Below are 22,033 nucleotides of genomic sequence, written 5' to 3' on the forward strand. Positions count from 1 at the left end.
TTATTGAAAACATAATATATAAATTATTTATTTTGGTTCTTTTAACTTTTTTCCCATATTTAATCCTTTTTTAGTTATATTCTACATAATTGTTTTAATTCCTTTTACCAATTCTACAAATTTTACACATATAAATTTCTATATTTTCTACATGAAATCTAAATGAACGTAAAAAACACATAGATTAAAGTACATTTTAATAGTTTACTTTATCTATGCGTTTTTGTTTTTTATTGCATTATCGGTAAGAATTACATCACAGGGGTACTTACAAAAAAAGGATGTAGCAGAGCGGAAGACTTTTTTGTTTGCTATGAAGTTTAAATCCATAGTAAATTTCTTTTTTTGATGCACATCTGCCGTAGGCGGCTACGCCTCTAAAGGTCTTATGAAAATGTGCTCTTCCAAACTTACATGCATAAATAGGCATACTGTCTACAATACGATGGTTATCATACTGTATGCAAAGAATTTCGCTAAGTTTTTTTCTAATACTTTCTATAACTTTGAAAAGCGCTCTTCGAGTTCTATTAAATCGAGTGCGACATGAGAAATTAGGGAATAACTTCCTAAGATTCTTTTTACAATAGCCAATCCAAGCATTTTCTGAGTCTATTGTTAAAAGTTCTCCAACTAATGCTATAGTAATTATTTCACTATCATGCATTATTGCAGTATTAACATTTTTTCTGTTCTTTACAGAGTCAGGTGTTATTTCTTGATAAATATCATCAATAATGACAAAACTTACAGTAATAAAGTCTTTTAAACTTTCAATATTTATGGTAATGTTGTGTTTAGAAAGCTCTAACATATATGTTACCTCCATTGATTATTTGGTCATTTTTAATGAAAGGTTAACATATTATGTTGGGGCTTTTCTATATGTAAATTATGTTAAAATAATTTACTAGCACAAGAGATTAATTTAAACATGTTTTAAAGACCTAATGATACTATAAAATATAGACAAAGCAATCATAATGAATTAATTATAACATAAACGAAAAAGTAATTTAGACTTTGATAAATATAAGGTTCAAAGTATACTCTCTATCGAGAGATATTTCTTACTTGTATTTTTACAAATCAATTTTTTAGAATTGTATAGGTTATATCATCTTAATGAAGTAGAAACATTAGGCAATGCCATTGAAGTAATGCAAAGCCTGTCGGCCAAAGAATTAGTGTACCTAGTATATAAAAAAGCTAACGACAATATCCCTATAGAGATAATACTATGTGAGCTAAAGCTAGCTTCTTAAAAAATTAATTGTATTAATGTAGGATAAGTCTAAGCTAAGTTGTTGGATTAAAATCCCTAAAGATAAATTTATAACTATAATTGGTAATTAGGCTTTTGAAATTGCAGAACATAAGTTAATTCTTAAAAATTTTTATGCACATTAATTTCTATTTTTTTTCTTTAATCTTATATATACATGTCTAGCTAGATATTTATATTCCTCTACATTAAATTTATTTATAATAATTGCATATACAATTACACCTATAAATGAAGATACGCCCAAATTAAGTATTGTAAAAATTAATCCTTTATTTAAAATTTTATTTAGACACATATTTACTAAGAATACTACAACTCCCATTATTAGTGATGCAACTACAACTTTGCAAAAAATCATAACTATCTCATAATAATTAAAATTAGTTTGTTTAATAAAACTTCTTAAAAGAAGAATAGTAGTAACTACAGCTGCAACCGTAGTAGCTATAGCCAATCCATTAATCCCCCAATTTCTAATTAAAATTATATTAAGCACTATATTCACTAAAACTCCTATGCCACTATTTATCATAGGGGTTTTAGTATCCTTTATAGAGTAAAAAGCCCTATTCATCACATCTCTAATACCATATATAATCATAGCAGGTGCATAACAAACAAGAACACTTGCAGTAAGTTTAGCTGCTTTATCATCAAATGCTCCATGCTTAAATACTACATCAATAATCGGTACTCTAAGTAGCACCATACCTACTGTGGCAGGAATCATAACTAAATTGATAGTATTTATAGCTTTAGTAAGAGTTCTTTCATAAGCTTTTATATCTTCTTTAGCAGATTCTCTAGAAAGTTCAGTGTATACTACTGTAGAAATCGCCATTCCAAACACCCCATATATAAACAAGTTCAACTTATTAGCAAAATTCAGTGTAGATATACTACCTTCTCCTACACTAGAAGCAAAAGCTCTGTCTACTAAAAAATTAACTTGAGTTATAGAGGTACCTACAATTACTGGAACTATTAAACTCATCATTTTTTTTATAGCTCTATCTTTAAAATCTAATACAAATCTATACTTATATCCTAATTTTATATATGTAGGAATATGTATAAGCATTTGAGCAAAGAAAGCTATAACTAAAGCAATTATAAGACCTTCTGCGCCAAACTTATCTCCCCAAAGTATTAAATATGTAATTAGTACAATATTGAAAAAAATTGACATACTAGCTGGAACCGCAAATTCTTTATGTGCTTGCAGAACTCCTGTAAGAACATTTTGGACACCTACAAATATTAATGATATAAATACAATTCTCGTTATTTTTATAGCTTCTAAAAAATTAGCTTCACTGTATTTTGTTGCAAATCCTGGTCCAAAAATAAGAACTACATATTTTCCAAAAACTACTCCTAATAAACTAAGAATTACAGCTAATAAAACTGTTATATTTAGTATATTATTTACAAAATAATTTCTATCTTTAAAAGACTTATTTTCAATATAATCAGAAAGCATAGGAATAAATGTAGTACTTAAGGCTACTCCTATTGTAGCAAATAACATACTTGTTACACCCCATGCAAATACATATATATCACTCGAAAAGGAGGTACCATATTTTGCTGCTACTAAGCTTTCTCTAAAAAAACCCATAACTTTACTTAGTAAAGTTATTACCATTATAATTACTGTACTTTTTGCTAAACTCTTTCTTGACATTGATACTCTCCTATAAAATTAAATATTATATTCTTTAATCATAAGTTTAAACTTTAAAATTATTTTTTATAATTTAATATGTATTCAGCTACCTCTCTAACAGCACCTTGTCCACCTTTACTTTTGCAAGTATATTTTGCAACTGCTTTAACACACTCCATGCCATCAGCCACAGAGCAACCAAGCCCTACTTTTTTTATAACATCTAGGTCATTTATATCATCACCAATATAAGCTATTTCATCATAATTAACATTATACTTATGACAAATTTTATCTATACACTCTAGTTTATTTTTAATACCTAAATGTATTTCATCAACTCTCAATTTTTCAGCTCTTCTTTGTACTAAACTAATATTTTCTCCTGTAATTATACCTGTCTTTATTCCTTTTTCCTTCAATAATTTAAAAGCCATCCCATCTTTTGTATTAAACTTTTTTAGTTCATCACCATTTTCTGAATAATACATGCCACCATCTGTAAGCACTCCATCACTATCCGTAAGTAAAATCTTAATCTTACTTACATCAATATCACAAATTTTTTTACTTCTTTCTTTTAATAGTTGTTCTATTATGAGCCAATCGCTAAGTTCATCTATTTCAAAATAAGTTTCTTCACCCATTTCTACACAAGAAATATTTCCTGATATTCTACAGTTACTTCTTAGTAAACTTTCTTTTGTAGTAATATAAAAAGCTCCATTTTCTACTAAAAAACCATCAAATTCTTGTCTTCGTGGTCTTTTTAAATAATCGTAATTATATGGCTCATAGTTATATTTTGATTTATTCCAAATAAACCTCTTTTGTCTTACAACAGATAATACAGAATCAATCCCATTTTTACTAAATTCTTTAAATCCTTTGTCCAAATCTGTTGAAGTAAGTAGTGGGGAAGTTGCTTGAATTAACACTATATTATCAAATTTATAATCCTTTGCAAACTCCAACATTACAGATTCTGTAGAGGCAATATCAGTGGAAACCTCTGCAGATCTACTAACAACTTTTACTTTATCATTATAATAATCTTGTACAACATTTTTTATTTTCAAACTATCAGTAGATACAATAACCTCATCTATTTTATTACAGTTAATAGCTGCATCAAGAACCCAACAAATCAATGGTCTTCCATTAATTTGTTTAATGTTTTTTAAAGGTATTGATTTACTTCCTCCCCGTACGGGTATAAAAGCTATATTCATATTAACCACCTTATTTCTTTCTATATTTTAATTTTTCTCTTTGTACCTTTTCAATATCTAATATCTCTTGATTTTTGTAAGATAATGCCTTATGCGTAGCTTCTAAATCTCTTTTTAATCTTCTAATTCCATCTGGTTCCAATGATGCGGCATGATCTGTACCTTTCCAAGTTCTATCTAATGTATAGTGTCTTTCAATAAATGTAGCACCTAATGTATATGCTGCTACATCTACCGCTATACCAAGATGATGACCTGAAAATCCTATTTCTTTCACTCTTTCCCCATAACTTTGTTGTAATCTCTTTATTTCCAGTAAACAAACATCATCAAATGGAACAGGATAACCTGAGGTACAACTATATATTATTAAATCTTTATTTCTCCTCTTCTCTTCAAATAATCCAATTATCTTCTCTTCTTCTTCATGGGTTGTCATACCAAAAGATAAATGAATTTCTCCCTCATAATTGCTACATAACCATTCTAACATTTCAAAATTATTATTACATGCTGATGGTATTTTAATCATTTTAGGTTTTAGTGAAGCAATTTCTTTTGCAGAAGTTAAATCCCACACCGATGTACTATATTCAATTCCAAATTCATCACACCATTTTTTTAAAGTTCTATGTTGTTCTAATGTAAATTCCAAATACTCCCTATGCTTCCCATATGTTTCACCGTAGGAATTTATAGGATTTGGATGTGGAGCATTATATTGTTCTTCAGTTAATAACTCCCTATTATTTCTCTTTTGAAACTTTACTATATCTGCTTTGCAAAATATTGCTGCTATCTTAATTAGCTCTTTAGCTATTTTCATTTCCCCCTTATGATTACATCCTATTTCTGCTACTACTTTTGGTTTTTTATACATAATATCTTCCTCCTAAATTATTTATTTTTAGTAATTTGTGGTCTTCTTAAAATATTAATTTATCTAACTCTTTATCGTTAAATTTTTATATTTTCTGCACTATGTCATGATAGATTTAAAACATAAAAAATTAAAATCAGCAAAAAATTTTCATATTATTTATCACATACTAAAAATAATTTAAATATAACTATTATAAAACTAATTGTATAAACAAGTATCTTAAAATAATTTTGGAATCCATAGTATATAAGAGTACTCATTTCCCCAACAATTATTAAATATATACATAAATACATTTTATTATTGCTTCTTATTTTTTCTAACAAGTAAAAATATACTGATAAAATTATACTAATAAGGTATATACCTAAAATTCTAAAATTTGAATATGCTTCTGTTAAATATAATGCACCCATATTATATCCAAGATTATTATTATTTAATATATACCTACCTAGTATATCACTAAATTTTATATTAGTACTTTTAGTAAAAAATTTAGGTAATATATTTTTTATCGTAACTAAATAAGAATTTTCATCACAAAAAAATTCATTTTGAATTACAAAATTTAATGTATTCAATTCATTTCTTTCATGGACTCCTAATAATTCAAAAAAATTATTTTTTTGTATAGGAAATCCAAATTTCAAAATACATTTAGCTAAAATTAAAATTAAATATATTAAAATACCTATGACTACAATTTTAAAAATATCCCTTAAATAAATATCCTTTTTATCAAGAAAAACACATGAAAATATAATAAATAAATTTACTATCATTGCTCGATAACCTAAAATCAATAAAATAATTGTTATTAAAAAATACATAATAAACACTATATCAAAAAACCAATTTTTTTTACTATTTACTATTTTAATAGAAATGATAGTAAATAAATTTATACTATAAAGCTCAAACCACGGAAGTGAACTATTTGAAAACTCTTTATAATTTCTAAAATTAAAATTAAATTTTGTTACAAAGAATAAAATTGCTAATAAAAAGTATATATTTATGATATAACCTAATTTAGGTTTTATATGTATATTCATACATGTATCAGTATTTTTCAATTTTTTATTAGCAATTAAATAAATGTATAAAACTAAACTCATAATTATTAGTGATATATATATATATCTAAAACTTATTGAATCCAATAATAGATTGGAATAGCTTACCCTCCAACTTTTTTCACCAATATTAAAAATATAGTTTTTTATAAATACAATTAATAACATTTCCAATACTATTAATTGAAAATAAAAAAAAGAATATAATTTAGCTTTTAATGAATGTATAACACTTATACTAGTTGAAATTACCATAATTAAAAACATACATACAAAATGAGTGTATGAATTTATTTCAATATGTGCTATGAAAAATAGTATTATATTTAACATAAACATGCAAAAATAGCTTGTATTAATTATCATATAATTCTCCTTAATTAATAGCTTTTAAAAAAATAAAATCATAATTTTATCTTTTTTATAACATCACCATCATTATCAATAAAATCAATATTCTTTGTTTTATAAAGAACTTTTAATTTTTTACTCAGTTTATTCAATCCAAAATATCCAGCTAAATAATAATTATTTTTTTCTATTTTACAAATATTTAAATTTACTGTAGAAAATACAGATAAATATCCTCTAAACCTATTGTCATTAATATAATCTTCTGCCAACATTTTAGTTTCTATAATATTTATAAAATTAATCTTTTTTATCCAATCCTTTTCTCTAGGATGTGGTAGGTAAAAAATTTTACAATTTACCATTTCGCAAAGTTTTTCCATTTTGTGTATGAATTGTTTTTTAGTTAATATATGATCTTCTACTAATGGTTGTCCTATAAATATATAACTATTTGTATAATTTTCACATTTTTTTAATTCTAAGTTATAATTAAGTTTATTATTTAAAAATCTATCATAGCATTCTACTATTTCTCGATCAAATGCTTTTTTAAATATATTTTTGGGATAGTATCCTAAAAATAATTTAAATACTGCTTTTAAATAAAAATTTGGATAATAACATATATAATAATTTAAACCATCCTCCCATAACTCAACTTTTTTATTATTAATACATTCTTTAAAAAAATTAGAGACAGGGTCATTATCATTAAATAAAATTAATTTATCAATATTGTTAATATTAATTATTTTTTTTAATTTATTATAATAAATAAATTTATTATAGTAAAAACATTTTATAATATTTAATCCACATTTTTCTTTTTCAAAAAATATGATTTTATCCTTATAAAACTCAAAATATTTATCATTCTTAAGCTTACTTGAAGTGTAAATTTCAATATTAACTTTATTATTATCAAATAAAAGTTTAAGATGAAAATTACTTCTTACAACAGCTACTTCTCTCAACTTCTAATTCCTCCAATATAAAATTAATTATTTTAAACTTAATATTTATACTTGTATTGCTATTATTTTATACTTTTTATAAATATAAATAAAAATTACTTATCCTTATTTACTATATATGTCTATTTTAAATTATATAATTTTAAAAAGTTATTATATTCTTTTGAATCCCTAGACCAAGGATATATTATAATACAATCCTCATATATATAATAATCAGTTGTAACCAATTCCTCACTTAATTTAAATTTATTTAATGCAGCTACTTTTATATTTATATTATCACCACAAAATTTTTTCAAAAAATCCAATGCAGTAATAATTGTATGTCCTGTGTCTATTGAATCATCTATCAATAATATGTTTTGGCCTTGTACCAAATCATTATCAACTTCTGTTACCAATCTTTTTGATCTTTTTTTATGTATACCTGATTTAAATTCTATTTCTCTTAATAAATTTTTAAAACTCGTTGGAATTATTCTTAATATTAAACTCAATTTTGTTTTAATAGAGTTTCCTTCCCTAGAAATTCTAAATCCTGTTAAATTAGTATTAAAATAATCAGCAATTACTTTTGCCACTAAATAGCCACCTGACTTTATATAAACAATACAATCTGGTTTAAAGTTATCCTTTTGAATTTTTTGTGCTAATTTTAAAGAATCTTTTTCTACATTTTCTATAGATAAGTTCAAATGCTTCATTAAATTTACCTTCCTTTATTATTTTTTTTAATTTAACAAACTTTGTATATTGGTGTATACTCTTATTAATTTTCATATTTAAAACTTTCATTTGTCTAAGTTGACTATTTATATTTTTTCTAGTAATTTTATTATTTAAAATCATACAGTTAAACTTAAGTTCATAATAACTATGAGCATCACTTGCTATAACCCCTATCTTATTAAGTGAATTGTTTAATAATTCACTTTTCTTAACATCTCTTCTATCTATACATCGTCCATTAAATATTTCTATAATATCTATAGAATCTGAATATTCCTTTATAATGTTTTCTTTTAAACAAGTTTTATATCTTTTACTATCAAAAGGATGAGGAATATATACTATTCCATCTTGATTTTTTATTTTTTCTATTGTCTCTCTTGGTGTTAAACCTTTTTCCACCTTTTCTTTTAAAAACAATCCAATAATTTCCCCTTCAGTTGTCATTATTTCTTCGCCCACTATTACATCTATCTTGTTCCCATACTTTTCTTTAAACTTCATTGCACCATCTATAGTATTATGATCTGTTATAGCTATTCCAGATATATTATGTTTTTTTAAAACTTTATACAACTTGCTTAATTTAACATCACTATCAGGCGAATATTTAGTGTGAACATGAAACTCATATATATACATTCTATTCTCCAATTCTTTTTCAATAATATCACTAATCTTATATTACTTAACTCTTCTATTCAAAATATTATGGAATATTTTATTTTTCTTTATATTAAAACTTCAATTACATTCTAAGTATTTATCAATCATTTACTTTTAAATGCACCCTTAAGCTGCATTCTTATCTCCAAATAATACACCAAAAGTTCTCAAAATAAGTCTTATATCAAGCAATGTAGTCCTTTCTTTTAAATAACTTATGTCTAATTCCATCCATTCCTCAAAATCTATATTATTTCTCCCCATTACCTGCCAGTAACAAGTTATACCTGGTTTAGCTAAAAGCTTAAGCTTATGATGAGCATTAAACTCAGCTACTTCTTTTGGAAGATTAGGTCTTGGACCTACTAGAGACATGTCTCCCTTTAATACATTAAATAGTTGCGGAAGCTCGTCTATGCTTGTCTTTCTTATGAACCTTCCTACTTTAGTTATCCTTGGATCTTCTTTCATTTTAAACATGGGACCTGACATTTCATTTTTGTCCTTTAATTTTGCTAACAATTCTTCAGCATTAATTACCATAGATCTAAACTTGTACATCTTAAATGTTTTTTCACTTTGCCCTACTCTCTCTTGGGCAAATATTACTGGTCCTTTAGAGTCTATTTTTATAGCTATAGCTGTAACTAATAGTATAGGTGATAAAAGTATAATTCCTACTAGTGACCCTAATACATCAATTATCCTTTTTACTACAAAATAAGCTTTTGACTTTTGAAATTCATTGCTTATTTCCAAGTTAATATCTTGCTGAAGCTCTATGTTCTGCATAATTTCATCCCCTTCCCCAAAATTTTATAATTTTTATCTAAACATAGCCAAGAATCCCTTCTTCCTATGCTTAATAACCTTATGCTCCTTATGAATATCAAATCCGTTCACCACGGCCCCTGCATTTTCTAATATGTCATCAAATATGTATTCATAGTTGTTTTGTATGAAATCGTAGCACTCCCTTAGCTTTGGATTTCTTTTGCCTATGCCGTGGGCATCAGAGGCTACAAAATCACATAGACCTTTTTCTATTAAAAGTCTTGCAGTTTTTTTAGTTTCTTTGCCGTATATACCCATGATGCTGCCAGCATTTAGCTGGAATAAGCAGCCTTCCTCTATAAATGAATTTAAACTTTCTAAATTTTTTTGCACGTAGGCATATCTTTCTGGGTGAGCTATTATGGTTCTTATACCCTTGATTCTTAGCTCGTATATTAAGTCTATATGCTCCTTGGGGCATTTAGTAAAATCTGTTTCCAAAAGCATGTACTTATTATTTTTATTGAGAGTGTTTATAATTCCCTTTCTATATAAGTCTAACAGATGGTTGTCCAAGAAAATTTCCTGTCCTGGTAAAATTTCTAAGTTTATTTTATTATTTTTTAATTCTGTATTTAGCATATCTAATTTTTCTTCTATGCTTAAGAAAGAATTTTCATAATGATTTTGATAAAAATGAGGAGTGGCTATTATTTTCCTCACTCCATCTTCATAGGCCATTTTTGCCATTGCTATGCTACAAGAAATATCCTTTGACCCATCATCTATATCAGGAATTATATGACAATGTATATCTATCATAAAATCCTACTCCTTTTTTCTCTTTTTCTTTTTTACTTCTCCATTTTCATCTTCATTATAATAGTAATAATATCCATAACTCTTGCCATTTTCTTCTTTGATTCTATTTAAAACCACTCCTAGGATGTTTGCATTTACCTTTTTAAGTGATTCCTTTGCCTTTATTGCCATGGCCTTTTCAGTTTGTGCAGAAGTAATTACTAAAATAACCCCATCAGTTATGGTAGAAAGTATTTGAGCATCGGTAACCGCCATTACTGGTGGACTGTCTATTATAACCATGTCAAACTGATCAGAAACTTTTTTTAAAAAGTTCTTCAATTTATTTGAAGAAAGCATTTCCGCTGGGTTTGGAGGTATAGTTCCTGCCGTCATTATAAATAGTTTATTTTTATAGACTTTAGTAGCCTGCTCAAAAGTTACTTCTCCTAAAAGGAAATTAGTTACACCTTTTTCATTAGATATTTTAAATTTTTTATGTATACTAGGTTTTCTTAAATCACAATCTATTAGAAGTACTGACTTACCTGTTTCAGCTATAGAAAGAGCCAAATTAGCTGCTGTAGTTGATTTTCCCTCTCCTGGTCCTGAACTGGTTACCAATATTCTTCTTAATTCCTTATCAAAGGATGCATACTGTATATTCGTCCTTAAAGTTCTATACGCCTCTGCTGGTACGGATTTAGGACTTTTTTCTATAACAAGCATTTACCTTTCCCCCTTTTATTCATGCTCTGGTATTACGCCTATAACAGGTATTTCTAAACTTTTTAACACATCTTCATCGGTTTTAATAGTGTTGTCCATGTATTCTAATAAGAATGTAAGTCCTATGGATACCATAAGTCCTAGAAAAAACGCTATGGCTATATTTAATTTTTTATTAGGCTTTATAGGCTTTTCAGGAACCTGTGCCGGATCTAAAATTTCAACCTCTCCACCTTGTATTGCCTTAGTAGATTTTTTTATAAACTCCTCTGTAAATATGTCTGCTATTACTTTAGCCTTATTAGGATTTTTATGTTCTACTGTTATGTCCAATATTTGAGTGTCCGCTTGTGGTGTAACCTTTACTATATCTTTTAATTGCGTTGGTGTAATGTTTAAATTAGCCTTTTCAATAGTGTCTTCTGCCACAGATTGAAGCTTTGCAATTTCTGCATAAGTTTTTACAAGCTTTTGGTACATCATAACTTCATTATATTGATAATTTTCATTTTGCTTCTTATCTCCAGTCTTTCCTATAACTACACTAACCTTTGATTGGTAAACTGGTGATAGTACAAAAAAACTTATAACCCCTGCAATTATAGTCGATAAAAGGGTTATACTCACTATTAATTTAACTCTCTTCTTCAAAATCCAAAAGAATTCTCTTAAATCTAATGTTACTTCTTCTTGCATTTTAATCCTCCGTTTATAACATTATAGTCCATATATTTTTTTCGTTTAAGTTTAATTATACTTTAACAAAATATTAACATTTCTATACTAATTCAACTTTCGCAGTTATAAAATAAAAATGTAAAATTTAGAATGAAGTAAACCTGCTTTAAATTAATTTTTAAAATTTAAAATTAAAAACGTTTATTCATCTAATGTAGAACTTGAAATTCATGTACAAAAGTTGAGTTATATATAACTTTCAAACAACTAATGTTATGGATAATTTTTTACATTTTAAACTTAATATAGTATTCAATAATTAATATTAAGTAAAAAACTAGCTTAAAATATTACTTTAATAAGTAAATAAATCATATATAATAAACTTTATCTATTATAGTAATTAAATTTATCTATTACCAATATTAATAATATTACAACGAATCATATAATTTGTAAATATAATAAACGCATTGTAATATTTTGTAAATATTTTCTTGTTATTAAATTAAATTTTATAATCATGATTTTATTTGTATTAAATTTCCTATATGTTTTTTATTTTTATACATCTTTTTCAATATGTCCTTAAAATCTATCCCATTCTACATTTTTTTGTTAACAATTTATTCATTTTCGACATAAGTTTCCTCTTTTTTTATTTCTATTTTGAGCAAAAATATTTTAATTTTTTTTATTTTTCTATTTTTTTATTTAAATCCATAATACAAACCAAAAAAGAAACCTTACAGTGGGTTTCACAACTTTTTCTGTAAGGCTTCTATTTAAAATTTTTAATTTTTAAATTTCGATTCTAACTTTATAATTTTAATTTTATGATTCTAACTTTAAAAATCTTGCACTACAATTTTTAACTTACACTTGTAGATTTCACATTTAATCCTCAAGTTTAGTTTTACCCTTTTTTCATTTTTCACAATTATATTTTTTACTCATTATTCTCAGCTTTTAGTAGTTTTCTCAATTTCTTAAATAAATTAGTTTTTCTTTTATAAACTCCACTTTGGGATAGCCCTTTCCTTTTAGCATACTCCTTTAATGCTCCTTTAGTATTTTTATATATAATTAGCAGTAATTCCTTTTCTTCTAAAGATAAATGCTTTATGGACTCCTGAAGCTTTTCCCGTTCTTCCTTTTCTAAGTAATCCTCTTCTAAATCTATCTCCCCTTGAAGCATATCCTCTAACGTAAGTCCATCTTCTATAGGAGCATCTAAGCTTATACTAAATCGTTCATTTGCCTTCTTTCTTATCTCATAATAGTAATTATTTCTTATAGCAGTGGTCACATAAGTGGTGAAATTTTTTGATCTTTCTAGGTCAAATTTTTCCACTGCATGCATTATAGATATACATCCTATTTGCTTAAGATCATCATCATCCATCCCTCTAATGTATACACTTTTTGTTATTTTAACTATAAAAGGCATAAATTTCTCCATAATCTTCTGTAAAGCATTTTTGTCTCCCTCTTTAGCCATAGATACCAACTGATTTAACTCCTGTTCCCTTTCTCTCATGTTTTTCTTAACGTTAACTTTTCCTCTCATAAACATTACCCTCTTTCTTTTAACCCCATTTCTTTTTTTCTAATCCTGTGTGTATCTATGCTTTTATACCATGTATCTACCTTAATATAAAACAAGCATATTCTTCAATTTAGTACTTCAATATTTATATATTCAACTTTCGCAGTTATAAAATAAAAATATAAAATTTTAAATGAAGAATAAAGCCCTTTTAGAAATTAACTACAATTTAAAATTTGTAGTTAAGTAGTTAGTTCTTACCTTTTCATTCTTACTTCTTACTTCTTACTTTTTACCTATTAATTCTTACTTAAATACCAAATTGTAAGTTAAATACTTGTTTAATTTTTTATACATACTAACCTTTTTAATTTACTCTTCCCGGGAATGTTTGTATTTTGGTAAATACTGTAATTATAGTATATCCAAACTTAAGTTTGCTGTCAAGAAGCTTTTGTAAGTTTTATCTAGATGATTTTATACAATTAACATTCACTTACTAATAAGGTGCATGAAGAAAATAACAAGTCAAAGATGCTGGTATATTTTGTGTTAGACAAGGAAGCAGGTTCCGACTTTGGTAGAACTATCGGCGGGTTCTGCTGCGCAATATGACACAAAATAGACTAGCATACTAACTTGTTATTTATTTGAATGTACCTAAAACGGGGCTGTCGCACTAAAAATAAATACTACAATATATTGTGTTAAGTTTAAACTTGCAGAACAGTATATTGTATGTAAATTTCTCAATGCGACAGCTCCATAATATAAATTTCTATTATGATTATCCCACAAAAGGTATTACATTACTTGAATTATGAAATTTCTCCGTAATGACTTGCATAAGAAGCAAAGGAACTATTTAAATTTAATTTTTCTATGCAAGTATGGTACCCTTCATAAAAAAGTTCTTTAAGAAAGTCTGGTTGAAAATTCAATGTATCATGACTATTGAAACCCTTCTCTCTATTTATCAAAACTATATCTTCTTCTTTGTATTCTTCTTTTATGTACTCAGGTATCACAAAGTTATTGCTTAAAGGCATTAAATATAACTTTTCTACTTTGTTTTCCACAAAAGGTGTCAAAAAACAATTGTTAAGAACTCCACCATCTAAATTGTATCCATGGTATTCTCCACTTATGAGACATTCCTTAAATTTTTCTATTTGTTCTCCTGATACAAATTCTCTCCACAACTGTTTAAAATTTTTTTCCTCCTGTTCATGGGATACATAAGGCAAAAGCGAACTGAACTTTACTGCATCCAGTTTTTGTTCTTGTTGTAAATTACAAATATTAACCACTTTTTCTTTAATATTTATCCCCATAACTTCTACATAATTCACATAGAAAGCCTTTATTTGTGCATTGTTTCCTTTCAATTCATTTAATATGTTCATAATAATACTATTATCTACAACTTTATTCAGCTTAATCTTCTTGTTTAATAAAGCTTCCCCTTGCTCTCCTGAATTTGTGTAAAACTCCTTCATGGCTTCTAGATTTTCTGTGTATAAGTAGTATCCATTTACAGCCCCTATAGAAGTACCCGCTATCACTCTTAGTTTTACGCCCTTTTCCCATAAGGCATAAAGAGCTCCTGCCTGAAAAGCGCCTTTAGCTCCACCACCTTGTAAAAATAATCCACTCACCGTAATCCTCCTCTTCCTGTAATGCAAAAATAAATTTTCTATCAATATGAATATACCATTTTTTAAGCTGCTGGTCTTAGAAAACTGTAAATATTATCAAAAAATTTATATTTTACCTCATTCGACCCATGTAATTAATTACTTTAGTTATATTCTATATACTTGCACAATTATTCATTAAACAAAATTAAGAGCATATATGGATTTACAATTCCACATATGCTCTCATTCTATTCCCTAAGCTTATTTAGCTATAACTTCTTTTAATTTTTCACAAATATACTCTTTAATTTCCACTCCATCTATGAATGTATTATCATCAAAATCACTTGGTTTAACTTTGAAGAAGTTTATTATTAAAGAATTATCTTTTATTATGTAATCTTCTAATGATAATGGTGAGAATCTAACTTCTACCTCTTCATATTTAGAATCTACATCTTTTAATTTTTCTACTAAAGAGTCTAAATTTAATTGTTTAACTGGTTGCACCATGCTTAAAGTATACTCTAAGTCTTCCATTACCCACATGTTATAATTCCAAAATCTTCCTTCTTTTTTTGTCTTTTTAGATAAAAGTTCTTTATTTGTTATAGAACTTAAAACTTTTCTTACAGATTCAGCATCAAACTCTTCATCATAGGATGCAGATATCCCTTTCATTGCAGCTACATCTACCATGTACTGCTCTGAAACTCTCTCCTTTTCACTAGTAGCCTGCCAAAAATATAGCATTGATTCAACTTCGTCCAAATTTACTTTTATTGTCTTTAACATCCTTACCCCTACTTTCTTCCTAATATTGAAAATTTATAATTCATGCACATCTTATTTTAACATAAAAAACATATGTTGTGACATAATACATTGAAGAAAAATCTGATTTTAATTCCGTAATAAATGTGGAATTTGCGACTGTTCACAATACGCCAAGAACTTCTAAATGTCTCACAGTTAAAGCCCCTAAAGCTTTTAAACTCACTCGTTCCTCGTTCAAACATAAAAGCTTCTTAACGGTTCTTTAACTGTGAGACATAAGAAGTTCTAGAGCTAGTTCAATAGTCCCAAATTCCACATTTATTACTACATTAAAATCAGATTTTTAGCTTAATATGTATGTGTTTTCAGCGGAGAAGCCTACTAAAGGATGATTTTCCTCCACTACGTTACGGAAAATCTTTAATTTATAAATAGAAAAACGCTCATAATATTTTTTAGGCGTAGCCTTTCGGTAAATTTTATACTACACATAAAAATAAGGAAATAACTAAAATTTAATACATTTTGCCGTAAAGTAATGTTTTCATATGCGTCTTAGCTATATTATTTATGTTGGCTATCGCCATTAAAAAATTTTTAAAGCCTTAAAAGAAAAAGCTATAATTATTCCATTAATAACATAATTATAGCTTTTATTATTAGATTATTATGTTTATATATTTTCTATTTAATTAAAGATTTTCTGTAGCATAGCGGAGGAAAATCATCCTTTAGTTAGCTGTCTCCCTCCTTTGATAGCTTATGCATGAACCGAAAAATCTGTCTTTAAGGTAACAATAAATATATTTTTTTAGACTATTGAGCTAGCCTTAGAAATTCTTTGTTTTCAAATTTCAATACCCGTTAAGAAGCTTTCATGTTTGAGCGCCGTTAGAAGCGAGTTTGAAAGTTTTAGGGTATTGAAATTTGAAAACATTAGAATTTCTTGGCGTATTGCGAACAGTCTTAAAAAATATATTTATTGTGGACTTAAAGACAGATTTTTCTTATGCCACTTACATCACAATATTCTTATTTGTTTCCTTTTCCTATATGTCTATTAATGCTCAATGCCAATATTGGTAGTGATACAACCTTTTGGTATGCTAAAAACCTTGGATTCCAATCAGGGTCAAATTTCCCCTTAAAATATCTAAGTCCTTTAAAGTTATACCAGTGGTTGCCATAGTTAAATATGAACTTAGCAAATTTTTCTCCAGTGTGGCAGTGGTCTGCTACTCCAACGTTGGCTAGTGGTGCCATGCCTAAGCTAAAGTTTTTATACCCCTCTTCCTTAGCCCAAAGTATTAAATGTAAAAAGAGTAAATCCATCATGCCATTAGGACTATCTTTTTTAAACCTCATAAGATCTATAGATATGGTTTCTTTTCCATCATAATATGGAACAGTGGATGCAAAAGCTATTATTTCATCCTGTTGATCTTTTATTACACCTATAGAAGACTTATTTAAATATTCTTTTTGAAACCAACCTATGGAGAACTTGTCTTCTTTTCTCCCATTTAACCACTGTACAGATATGCTCTGTAGTTTCTTTAAAAATTCATCTGAATATGGGGGATATACCATTTGAAAACTATAATTTTCTCTTTCAAATTTATTTTTTGCAGTTCTCAAGCTCTGCTTTTTCTTTCCCTTTAAATCGAAATTTTCCAGGGATACCACCGCTTCTTCTCCTAATTTATAAAAGTGATATCCATTTTCATGGTATTGAGCTAATTTATCTCTGTCTATTCTATAGAAAGCAGTACTTAGAGTAAATTTATTAGCAAAATCCTGAAATTCTTCTATAGCTTCAACTATATACTTTTCATCTCCTACAGGGTCTCCTAAAGCTACTAGTGAATCTCCTATCTTAGCGTACTGTATAAGTACCTTTCCATCCATACCCCAAAATAAAGCTTTATCTCCTAAAAATATTAGATGAGTGTTCACATCTCCCCTATTTTCCTTTAAAAATTCTTCTACTTTGGCTAATTCTTCATCTGAGGTTTTATTTTTTATTCTATCTCTAAATACTATTAGACTTCTTAATATTAAAAATGTCCACGTTATAAAATATACGAATAATCCTGCAAATAAAAAGCTTCTTCCTTTTTTAAATAAACCTTTTTCTATAATGCTTTCTGATAAAAAGCTCTCCTGTAAAAAGGGTGCCGCCATCATATACATTAATATAAATATAAAAGATAAAACAATTAAAATTCCATATTTTCTTTTTCTAAACGAAGCCCACTCTCTGTACAAATGACCTTTTATTATTCTTAAAAGTAAAATACTTAAAAGTATTAGCATTATATCTACGTAATCTAATCCTAGTGATAAAAATAAAATTAGATTTAAAATAAGAAATGTCTGTGTTGTTCTATAACTTTTTTTAAGTCTTAAAAATATTTCCATGGATAAAACTATAAGACCTATGCCTATAAATATTGACATCAGAAACATTATGCATCCTATTTTAAACTTTTCTACTACGGGAAATCTTTCCATTATAATACTATCTCCACTGAATATGGAGTATAATACTAACGAAAATCCTCTTATTAATATCATAACTGATACTACAATTACTCCTATATCGCCAGTAAGTTTAAAATCTTTCGCAAGTTTCCAAATCTTTTTTGCCTTTAAAAATACCTCTTTCATGTTAACTCCTCTCATTGTTATTAAGTGGATTCATAGCTAGCCTTCTTAATTAATTATCAATCCACTAGTCCCCAGTATCCAATCACCAAAAATCTTATTTATAAAAATTTTTATTTAGTTTAGAAGTGCTAGCCCATATTCCTAGAAACTAGTAGATAGCACCTAAATATACCCTATTACACCTAATTATACATTTTATAAATTTTCGTTACAACTTTTTGGTATTTATGATGATTTTTTAATACTTTTATGATAATAAATGTAAAATCCCCTTTTATAATAACACACATTAATAAAAAAAATTATTACAAAAAGGTTGCAAAATAAAAAAAGGCGCAGAACGCCTTTGGGTTGATTGGTAAATTAAAGATTGAGTATTATGGATTAAAGATTGGGTATTATAAACTAGGGGTTTGGGACTAAAACAACAGTCCCGCTATAGTAGCTGTCATGAATGTAGTTACGCAGCCACCTATTAATGCTCTTACTCCAAGCTTAGCTATGTCAGAACGTCTTTCTGGTGCAAGACCACCAATCCCTCCTATTTGAACAGCTATGGAGCTTATGTTTGCAAAACCGCAAAGAGCGTAAGTTAATATCATTATTGTTTTTGGCTGTAATGCTCCTGCTTTTATCATTGGAGCTAAGTTTGCGTAGGCAACAAATTCATTTAACACAAGTTTTGTACCTATTAAGTTACCTGCATTTAATATGTCTTGAGCAGGTACTCCCATTACGAAAGCTAGTGGAGCGAATATTCTTCCCAATAACCATCCAAGGTTTATATATGGTGCCCCAAATAGACCTGCTACCCAAGCTATTAATGAGTTTACAAGGGCAACCATAGCAACAAAGGCTAAAAGCATTGCTGCAACATTTAGCGCAAGAGATAACCCCTCACTAGCGCCTGTAGCTGCTGCATCTATTACGTTTGAGCTAGTATTTTCTAATTCTATTTGAATTTTTCCTTTTGTCACTGGCTCTTCTACTTCTGGACATATTATTTTTGAAACCACAAGTCCTGCTGGTGCAGCCATCATGCTGGCTGCCATCAAATGTCCAGCACTAACACCCATAGCTACATATCCTGCCATAACTCCGCCGGCCACAGTACACATTCCTCCTACCATTATGGATAGAAGTTCTGACTTTGTCATAGTTTTTACAAAAGGCTTTATTACAAGTGGCGCTTCTGTTTGACCAACAAATATGTTAGCCACAGCTGATAACGTTTCAGCTCCACTGGTTCCAAGAAGTTTAACTATTCCTTTAGCTAGTACAGATATTAATTTTTACATTATTCCAAGATAATATAATACACTCATTAAAGCTGAAAAGAATATTATTGTTGGAAGTACTTGAAGTGCAAATACATATCCTACCTTATTTGTGTCCATAAGTCCTCCAAATAAGAATGTTGTTCCTTCTTTAGTGAAGTCTAAAAGCTTTGTGATAAGTCCACTGACAACCTCAAAGGCAGCTCTTCCTGGAGGAAATTTTAATATAAATAGTGCAAATATGAATTGCAGTGTTATACCTGTTGCTACTAATCTCCAGTTTATTTTCTTTTTATTATTGGAAATCAAGTAACAGATACCTAAAAGTACAATTAAACCTATAATACCTATAAATCTGTTCACTTTTCTTATTCTCCCTTTTTTATGATTTTTATTCCTAACTCACTTTATTATTTTTATACTTTTCTTTATTTATAATTTGCTTTATTTTATCTCTAATCTATTTTGTCTTATTTCTATTTTATTTTCTTTATAATTTATTTTGTTTTGTTTTTATATAATCTTTATGTTTTGTTTTTCTACATTTTTTATGCTTTACGGTTATTTTGTCATACAATTTTCAATATTTATTTAATTAATTTAAATTATCATTGGTATTTTGACCAATAATTATCCACTCACAAGTCCGTTGTCGTAATTAAGCGAATTTAGAGTGGTTAACTATCAATTCTAAAAAGCTTTCACCATTCTTTATTGGTTCTATTTTAAATATATCTGCTACAGTTTGACCCATGTCTGAGAAAGTTTTTCTTGTTTTCAGGTCTTTACCCTTTGAAAGCGCTTTCCCATAAGCTAAAAATGGAACGTATTCTCTTGTATGGTCTGTTCCCTCTGTAGTTGGATCACAGCCATGATCTGCTGTTATAAATAGTATGTCATCATCTTTCATCTGTTCCATTATTTCTGCTAATCTCACATCAAAGGCCTCTAATCCTCTTCCATACTCTTCTGCATTGTTTCTGTGTCCCCACTTCATATCAAAGTCCACAAGATTTGTAAATATAAGGCCATTTTTATCTTCCTTCATGTATTCTAAGGTCTTATCTACTCCGTCCATATTGTCCTTTGTATGCACTGCTTCTGTTATGCCTGCGCCTTGGAATATGTCCTCTATTTTACCTACTGCCATAACATTTAACTTTGAAGCCTTTAATTTATCTAAAACTGTTTCATGTATTGGCTTTAATGAAAAGTCTCTTCTGTTTGAAGTTCTTGTGAAATTTCCTTTAGCTTCTCCTACAAAAGGTCTTGCTATAACTCTAGCTACAGCATGTTCTCCCACTAGCATATCCCTAGCTATTTGGCAGATTTTGTACAACTCTTCCACTGAATAAATATCTTCATGAGCGGCTATTTGAAATACACTGTCTGCTGAAGTGTAAACTATTGGACATCCTGTTTTTATATGTTCTTCTCCTAGTTCATCTAGAATAGCTGTACCTGATGCTGGCTTATTTCCAAGAATTTTTCTTCCTATAGCTTTTTCAAATGCTTCTACTACTTCTTTTGGAAAACCCTGTGGATATGTTGGAAATGGTTTATCTAACTGTATTCCACACATTTCCCAATGTCCAGTAGTAGTATCCTTTCCATCTGACATTTCAGCAAATCTTCCAAAACACCCTATTGGATTTTCTACCTTATTTATATTTTTCATGCCTTCTATATTTCCAAGTCCTAATTTCTCCATATTAGGAAGTTTTAATCCCCCTAATTTAGAAGATACATTCCCTATAGTATTGCAGCCCACATCTCCAAACTTTACTGAATCTGGCATTTCTCCCATGCCCACACTATCTAGTACTATCCATATGACTCTATTTATCATTTAGCTACCTCCTATGAAAAAACTTTATACCTTTCAATGCTCCATATAATAACTGTAAATTTGAAAAAAGCTTGAAAATTTAAAATACTTTCTATGGAAACACTATTTTTTTACTACATGTTACCGCTTACATATAATTTTTATCATATTGAAAACAAAAAGTAAAGAAAAAATATTACTCTTTTTTGGAATATTTTTAAAACAAATATGCATTTATTGGTTATATATTTTCATTATAGAAATTGTTTACATATAGCATAAAATCAGTTTTTTATATATTTTATTTTTAAGCTTCTTTAGTATTTTATTTTAATTTTTGCATAAAATATTTTTATATAATTTTATATAATTTAATATATATTCTTTATTCATTGTAATATCTTTTACAAATTTATATCTTTTGCTAAAACAA

General features: G+C 27.7%; 16 protein-coding genes and 2 pseudogenes. All 18 read right to left on the reverse strand.

What is annotated here, in order from left to right; genetic code table 11:
• Positions 1 to 310: 310 nt before the first annotated feature.
• Positions 311 to 814, reverse strand: a pseudogene (locus C1715_RS06855) (transposase family protein); the annotation flags it as partial.
• Positions 815 to 1,406: 592 nt separating this feature from the next.
• The gene (gene murJ / locus C1715_RS06860) at positions 1,407 to 2,975 is read right to left on the reverse strand and encodes a murein biosynthesis integral membrane protein MurJ (RefSeq protein WP_102399820.1); all 1,569 of its coding nucleotides are present in this window, start codon (positions 2,973 to 2,975) and stop codon (positions 1,407 to 1,409) included.
• Positions 2,976 to 3,034: 59 nt separating this feature from the next.
• A complete protein-coding gene (locus C1715_RS06865; protein ID WP_102399821.1) occupies positions 3,035 to 4,189 on the reverse strand; it encodes an N-acylneuraminate cytidylyltransferase in 1,155 nt (384 codons plus the stop codon).
• 10 nt (positions 4,190 to 4,199) lie between these two features.
• Complete coding sequence (locus C1715_RS06870) at positions 4,200 to 5,069, reverse strand: N-acetylneuraminate synthase family protein (RefSeq protein ID WP_102399822.1); 870 nt, start codon at positions 5,067 to 5,069, stop codon at positions 4,200 to 4,202.
• A gap of 155 nt (positions 5,070 to 5,224) precedes the next feature.
• Entirely contained in the window at positions 5,225 to 5,857 is a 633-nt protein-coding gene (locus C1715_RS19130) for a hypothetical protein (RefSeq protein WP_146005374.1), read from the reverse strand.
• A gap of 698 nt (positions 5,858 to 6,555) precedes the next feature.
• The gene (locus C1715_RS06880) at positions 6,556 to 7,479 is read right to left on the reverse strand and encodes a polysialyltransferase family glycosyltransferase (protein WP_102399824.1); all 924 of its coding nucleotides are present in this window, start codon (positions 7,477 to 7,479) and stop codon (positions 6,556 to 6,558) included.
• Between the two features lie 122 nt (positions 7,480 to 7,601).
• A complete protein-coding gene (locus C1715_RS06885; RefSeq protein ID WP_102399825.1) occupies positions 7,602 to 8,186 on the reverse strand; it encodes a phosphoribosyltransferase in 585 nt (194 codons plus the stop codon).
• Entirely contained in the window at positions 8,110 to 8,853 is a 744-nt protein-coding gene (locus C1715_RS06890; RefSeq protein WP_102399826.1) for a PHP domain-containing protein, read from the reverse strand. The genes C1715_RS06885 and C1715_RS06890 overlap by 77 nt, the downstream gene beginning before the upstream one ends.
• 150 nt (positions 8,854 to 9,003) lie before the next feature.
• Positions 9,004 to 9,669, reverse strand: a complete 666-nt coding sequence (locus tag C1715_RS06895; protein WP_102399827.1) for a sugar transferase — start codon at positions 9,667 to 9,669, stop codon at positions 9,004 to 9,006.
• Positions 9,670 to 9,702: 33 nt separating this feature from the next.
• A complete protein-coding gene (locus tag C1715_RS06900) occupies positions 9,703 to 10,473 on the reverse strand; it encodes a tyrosine-protein phosphatase (RefSeq protein ID WP_035291769.1) in 771 nt (256 codons plus the stop codon).
• Positions 10,474 to 10,479: 6 nt separating this feature from the next.
• On the reverse strand, positions 10,480 to 11,181 hold the full coding sequence (locus C1715_RS06905) for a CpsD/CapB family tyrosine-protein kinase (protein ID WP_102399828.1): 702 nt from the start codon (positions 11,179 to 11,181) through the stop codon (positions 10,480 to 10,482).
• 15 nt (positions 11,182 to 11,196) lie between these two features.
• On the reverse strand, positions 11,197 to 11,877 hold the full coding sequence (locus C1715_RS06910; protein WP_035291773.1) for a YveK family protein: 681 nt from the start codon (positions 11,875 to 11,877) through the stop codon (positions 11,197 to 11,199).
• 931 nt (positions 11,878 to 12,808) lie between these two features.
• Complete coding sequence (locus tag C1715_RS06915) at positions 12,809 to 13,429, reverse strand: sigma-70 family RNA polymerase sigma factor (protein WP_035291774.1); 621 nt, start codon at positions 13,427 to 13,429, stop codon at positions 12,809 to 12,811.
• A 797-nt stretch (positions 13,430 to 14,226) separates the two neighbouring features.
• Positions 14,227 to 15,066 (reverse strand): patatin-like phospholipase family protein, encoded by an 840-nt coding sequence (locus C1715_RS06920; protein WP_180964021.1) that lies wholly within the window; start codon positions 15,064 to 15,066, stop codon positions 14,227 to 14,229.
• A 243-nt stretch (positions 15,067 to 15,309) separates the two neighbouring features.
• On the reverse strand, positions 15,310 to 15,843 hold the full coding sequence (locus tag C1715_RS06925) for a TDE2712 family protein (protein ID WP_035291776.1): 534 nt from the start codon (positions 15,841 to 15,843) through the stop codon (positions 15,310 to 15,312).
• 1,014 nt (positions 15,844 to 16,857) lie between these two features.
• Positions 16,858 to 18,495: a phosphatidylglycerol lysyltransferase domain-containing protein gene (locus tag C1715_RS06930; RefSeq protein WP_051931693.1), complete on the reverse strand. Its 1,638-nt coding sequence runs from the start codon at positions 18,493 to 18,495 to the stop codon at positions 16,858 to 16,860.
• A gap of 419 nt (positions 18,496 to 18,914) precedes the next feature.
• Positions 18,915 to 20,135 (reverse strand): annotated as a pseudogene (locus tag C1715_RS06935) (NupC/NupG family nucleoside CNT transporter).
• Positions 20,136 to 20,430: 295 nt separating this feature from the next.
• Positions 20,431 to 21,621: a phosphopentomutase gene (locus C1715_RS06940; protein WP_035291777.1), complete on the reverse strand. Its 1,191-nt coding sequence runs from the start codon at positions 21,619 to 21,621 to the stop codon at positions 20,431 to 20,433.
• Positions 21,622 to 22,033 lie beyond the last annotated feature (412 nt).

This window comes from Haloimpatiens massiliensis, from assembly GCF_900184255.1.
Lineage (GTDB): Bacteria > Bacillota > Clostridia > Clostridiales > Clostridiaceae > Haloimpatiens > Haloimpatiens massiliensis.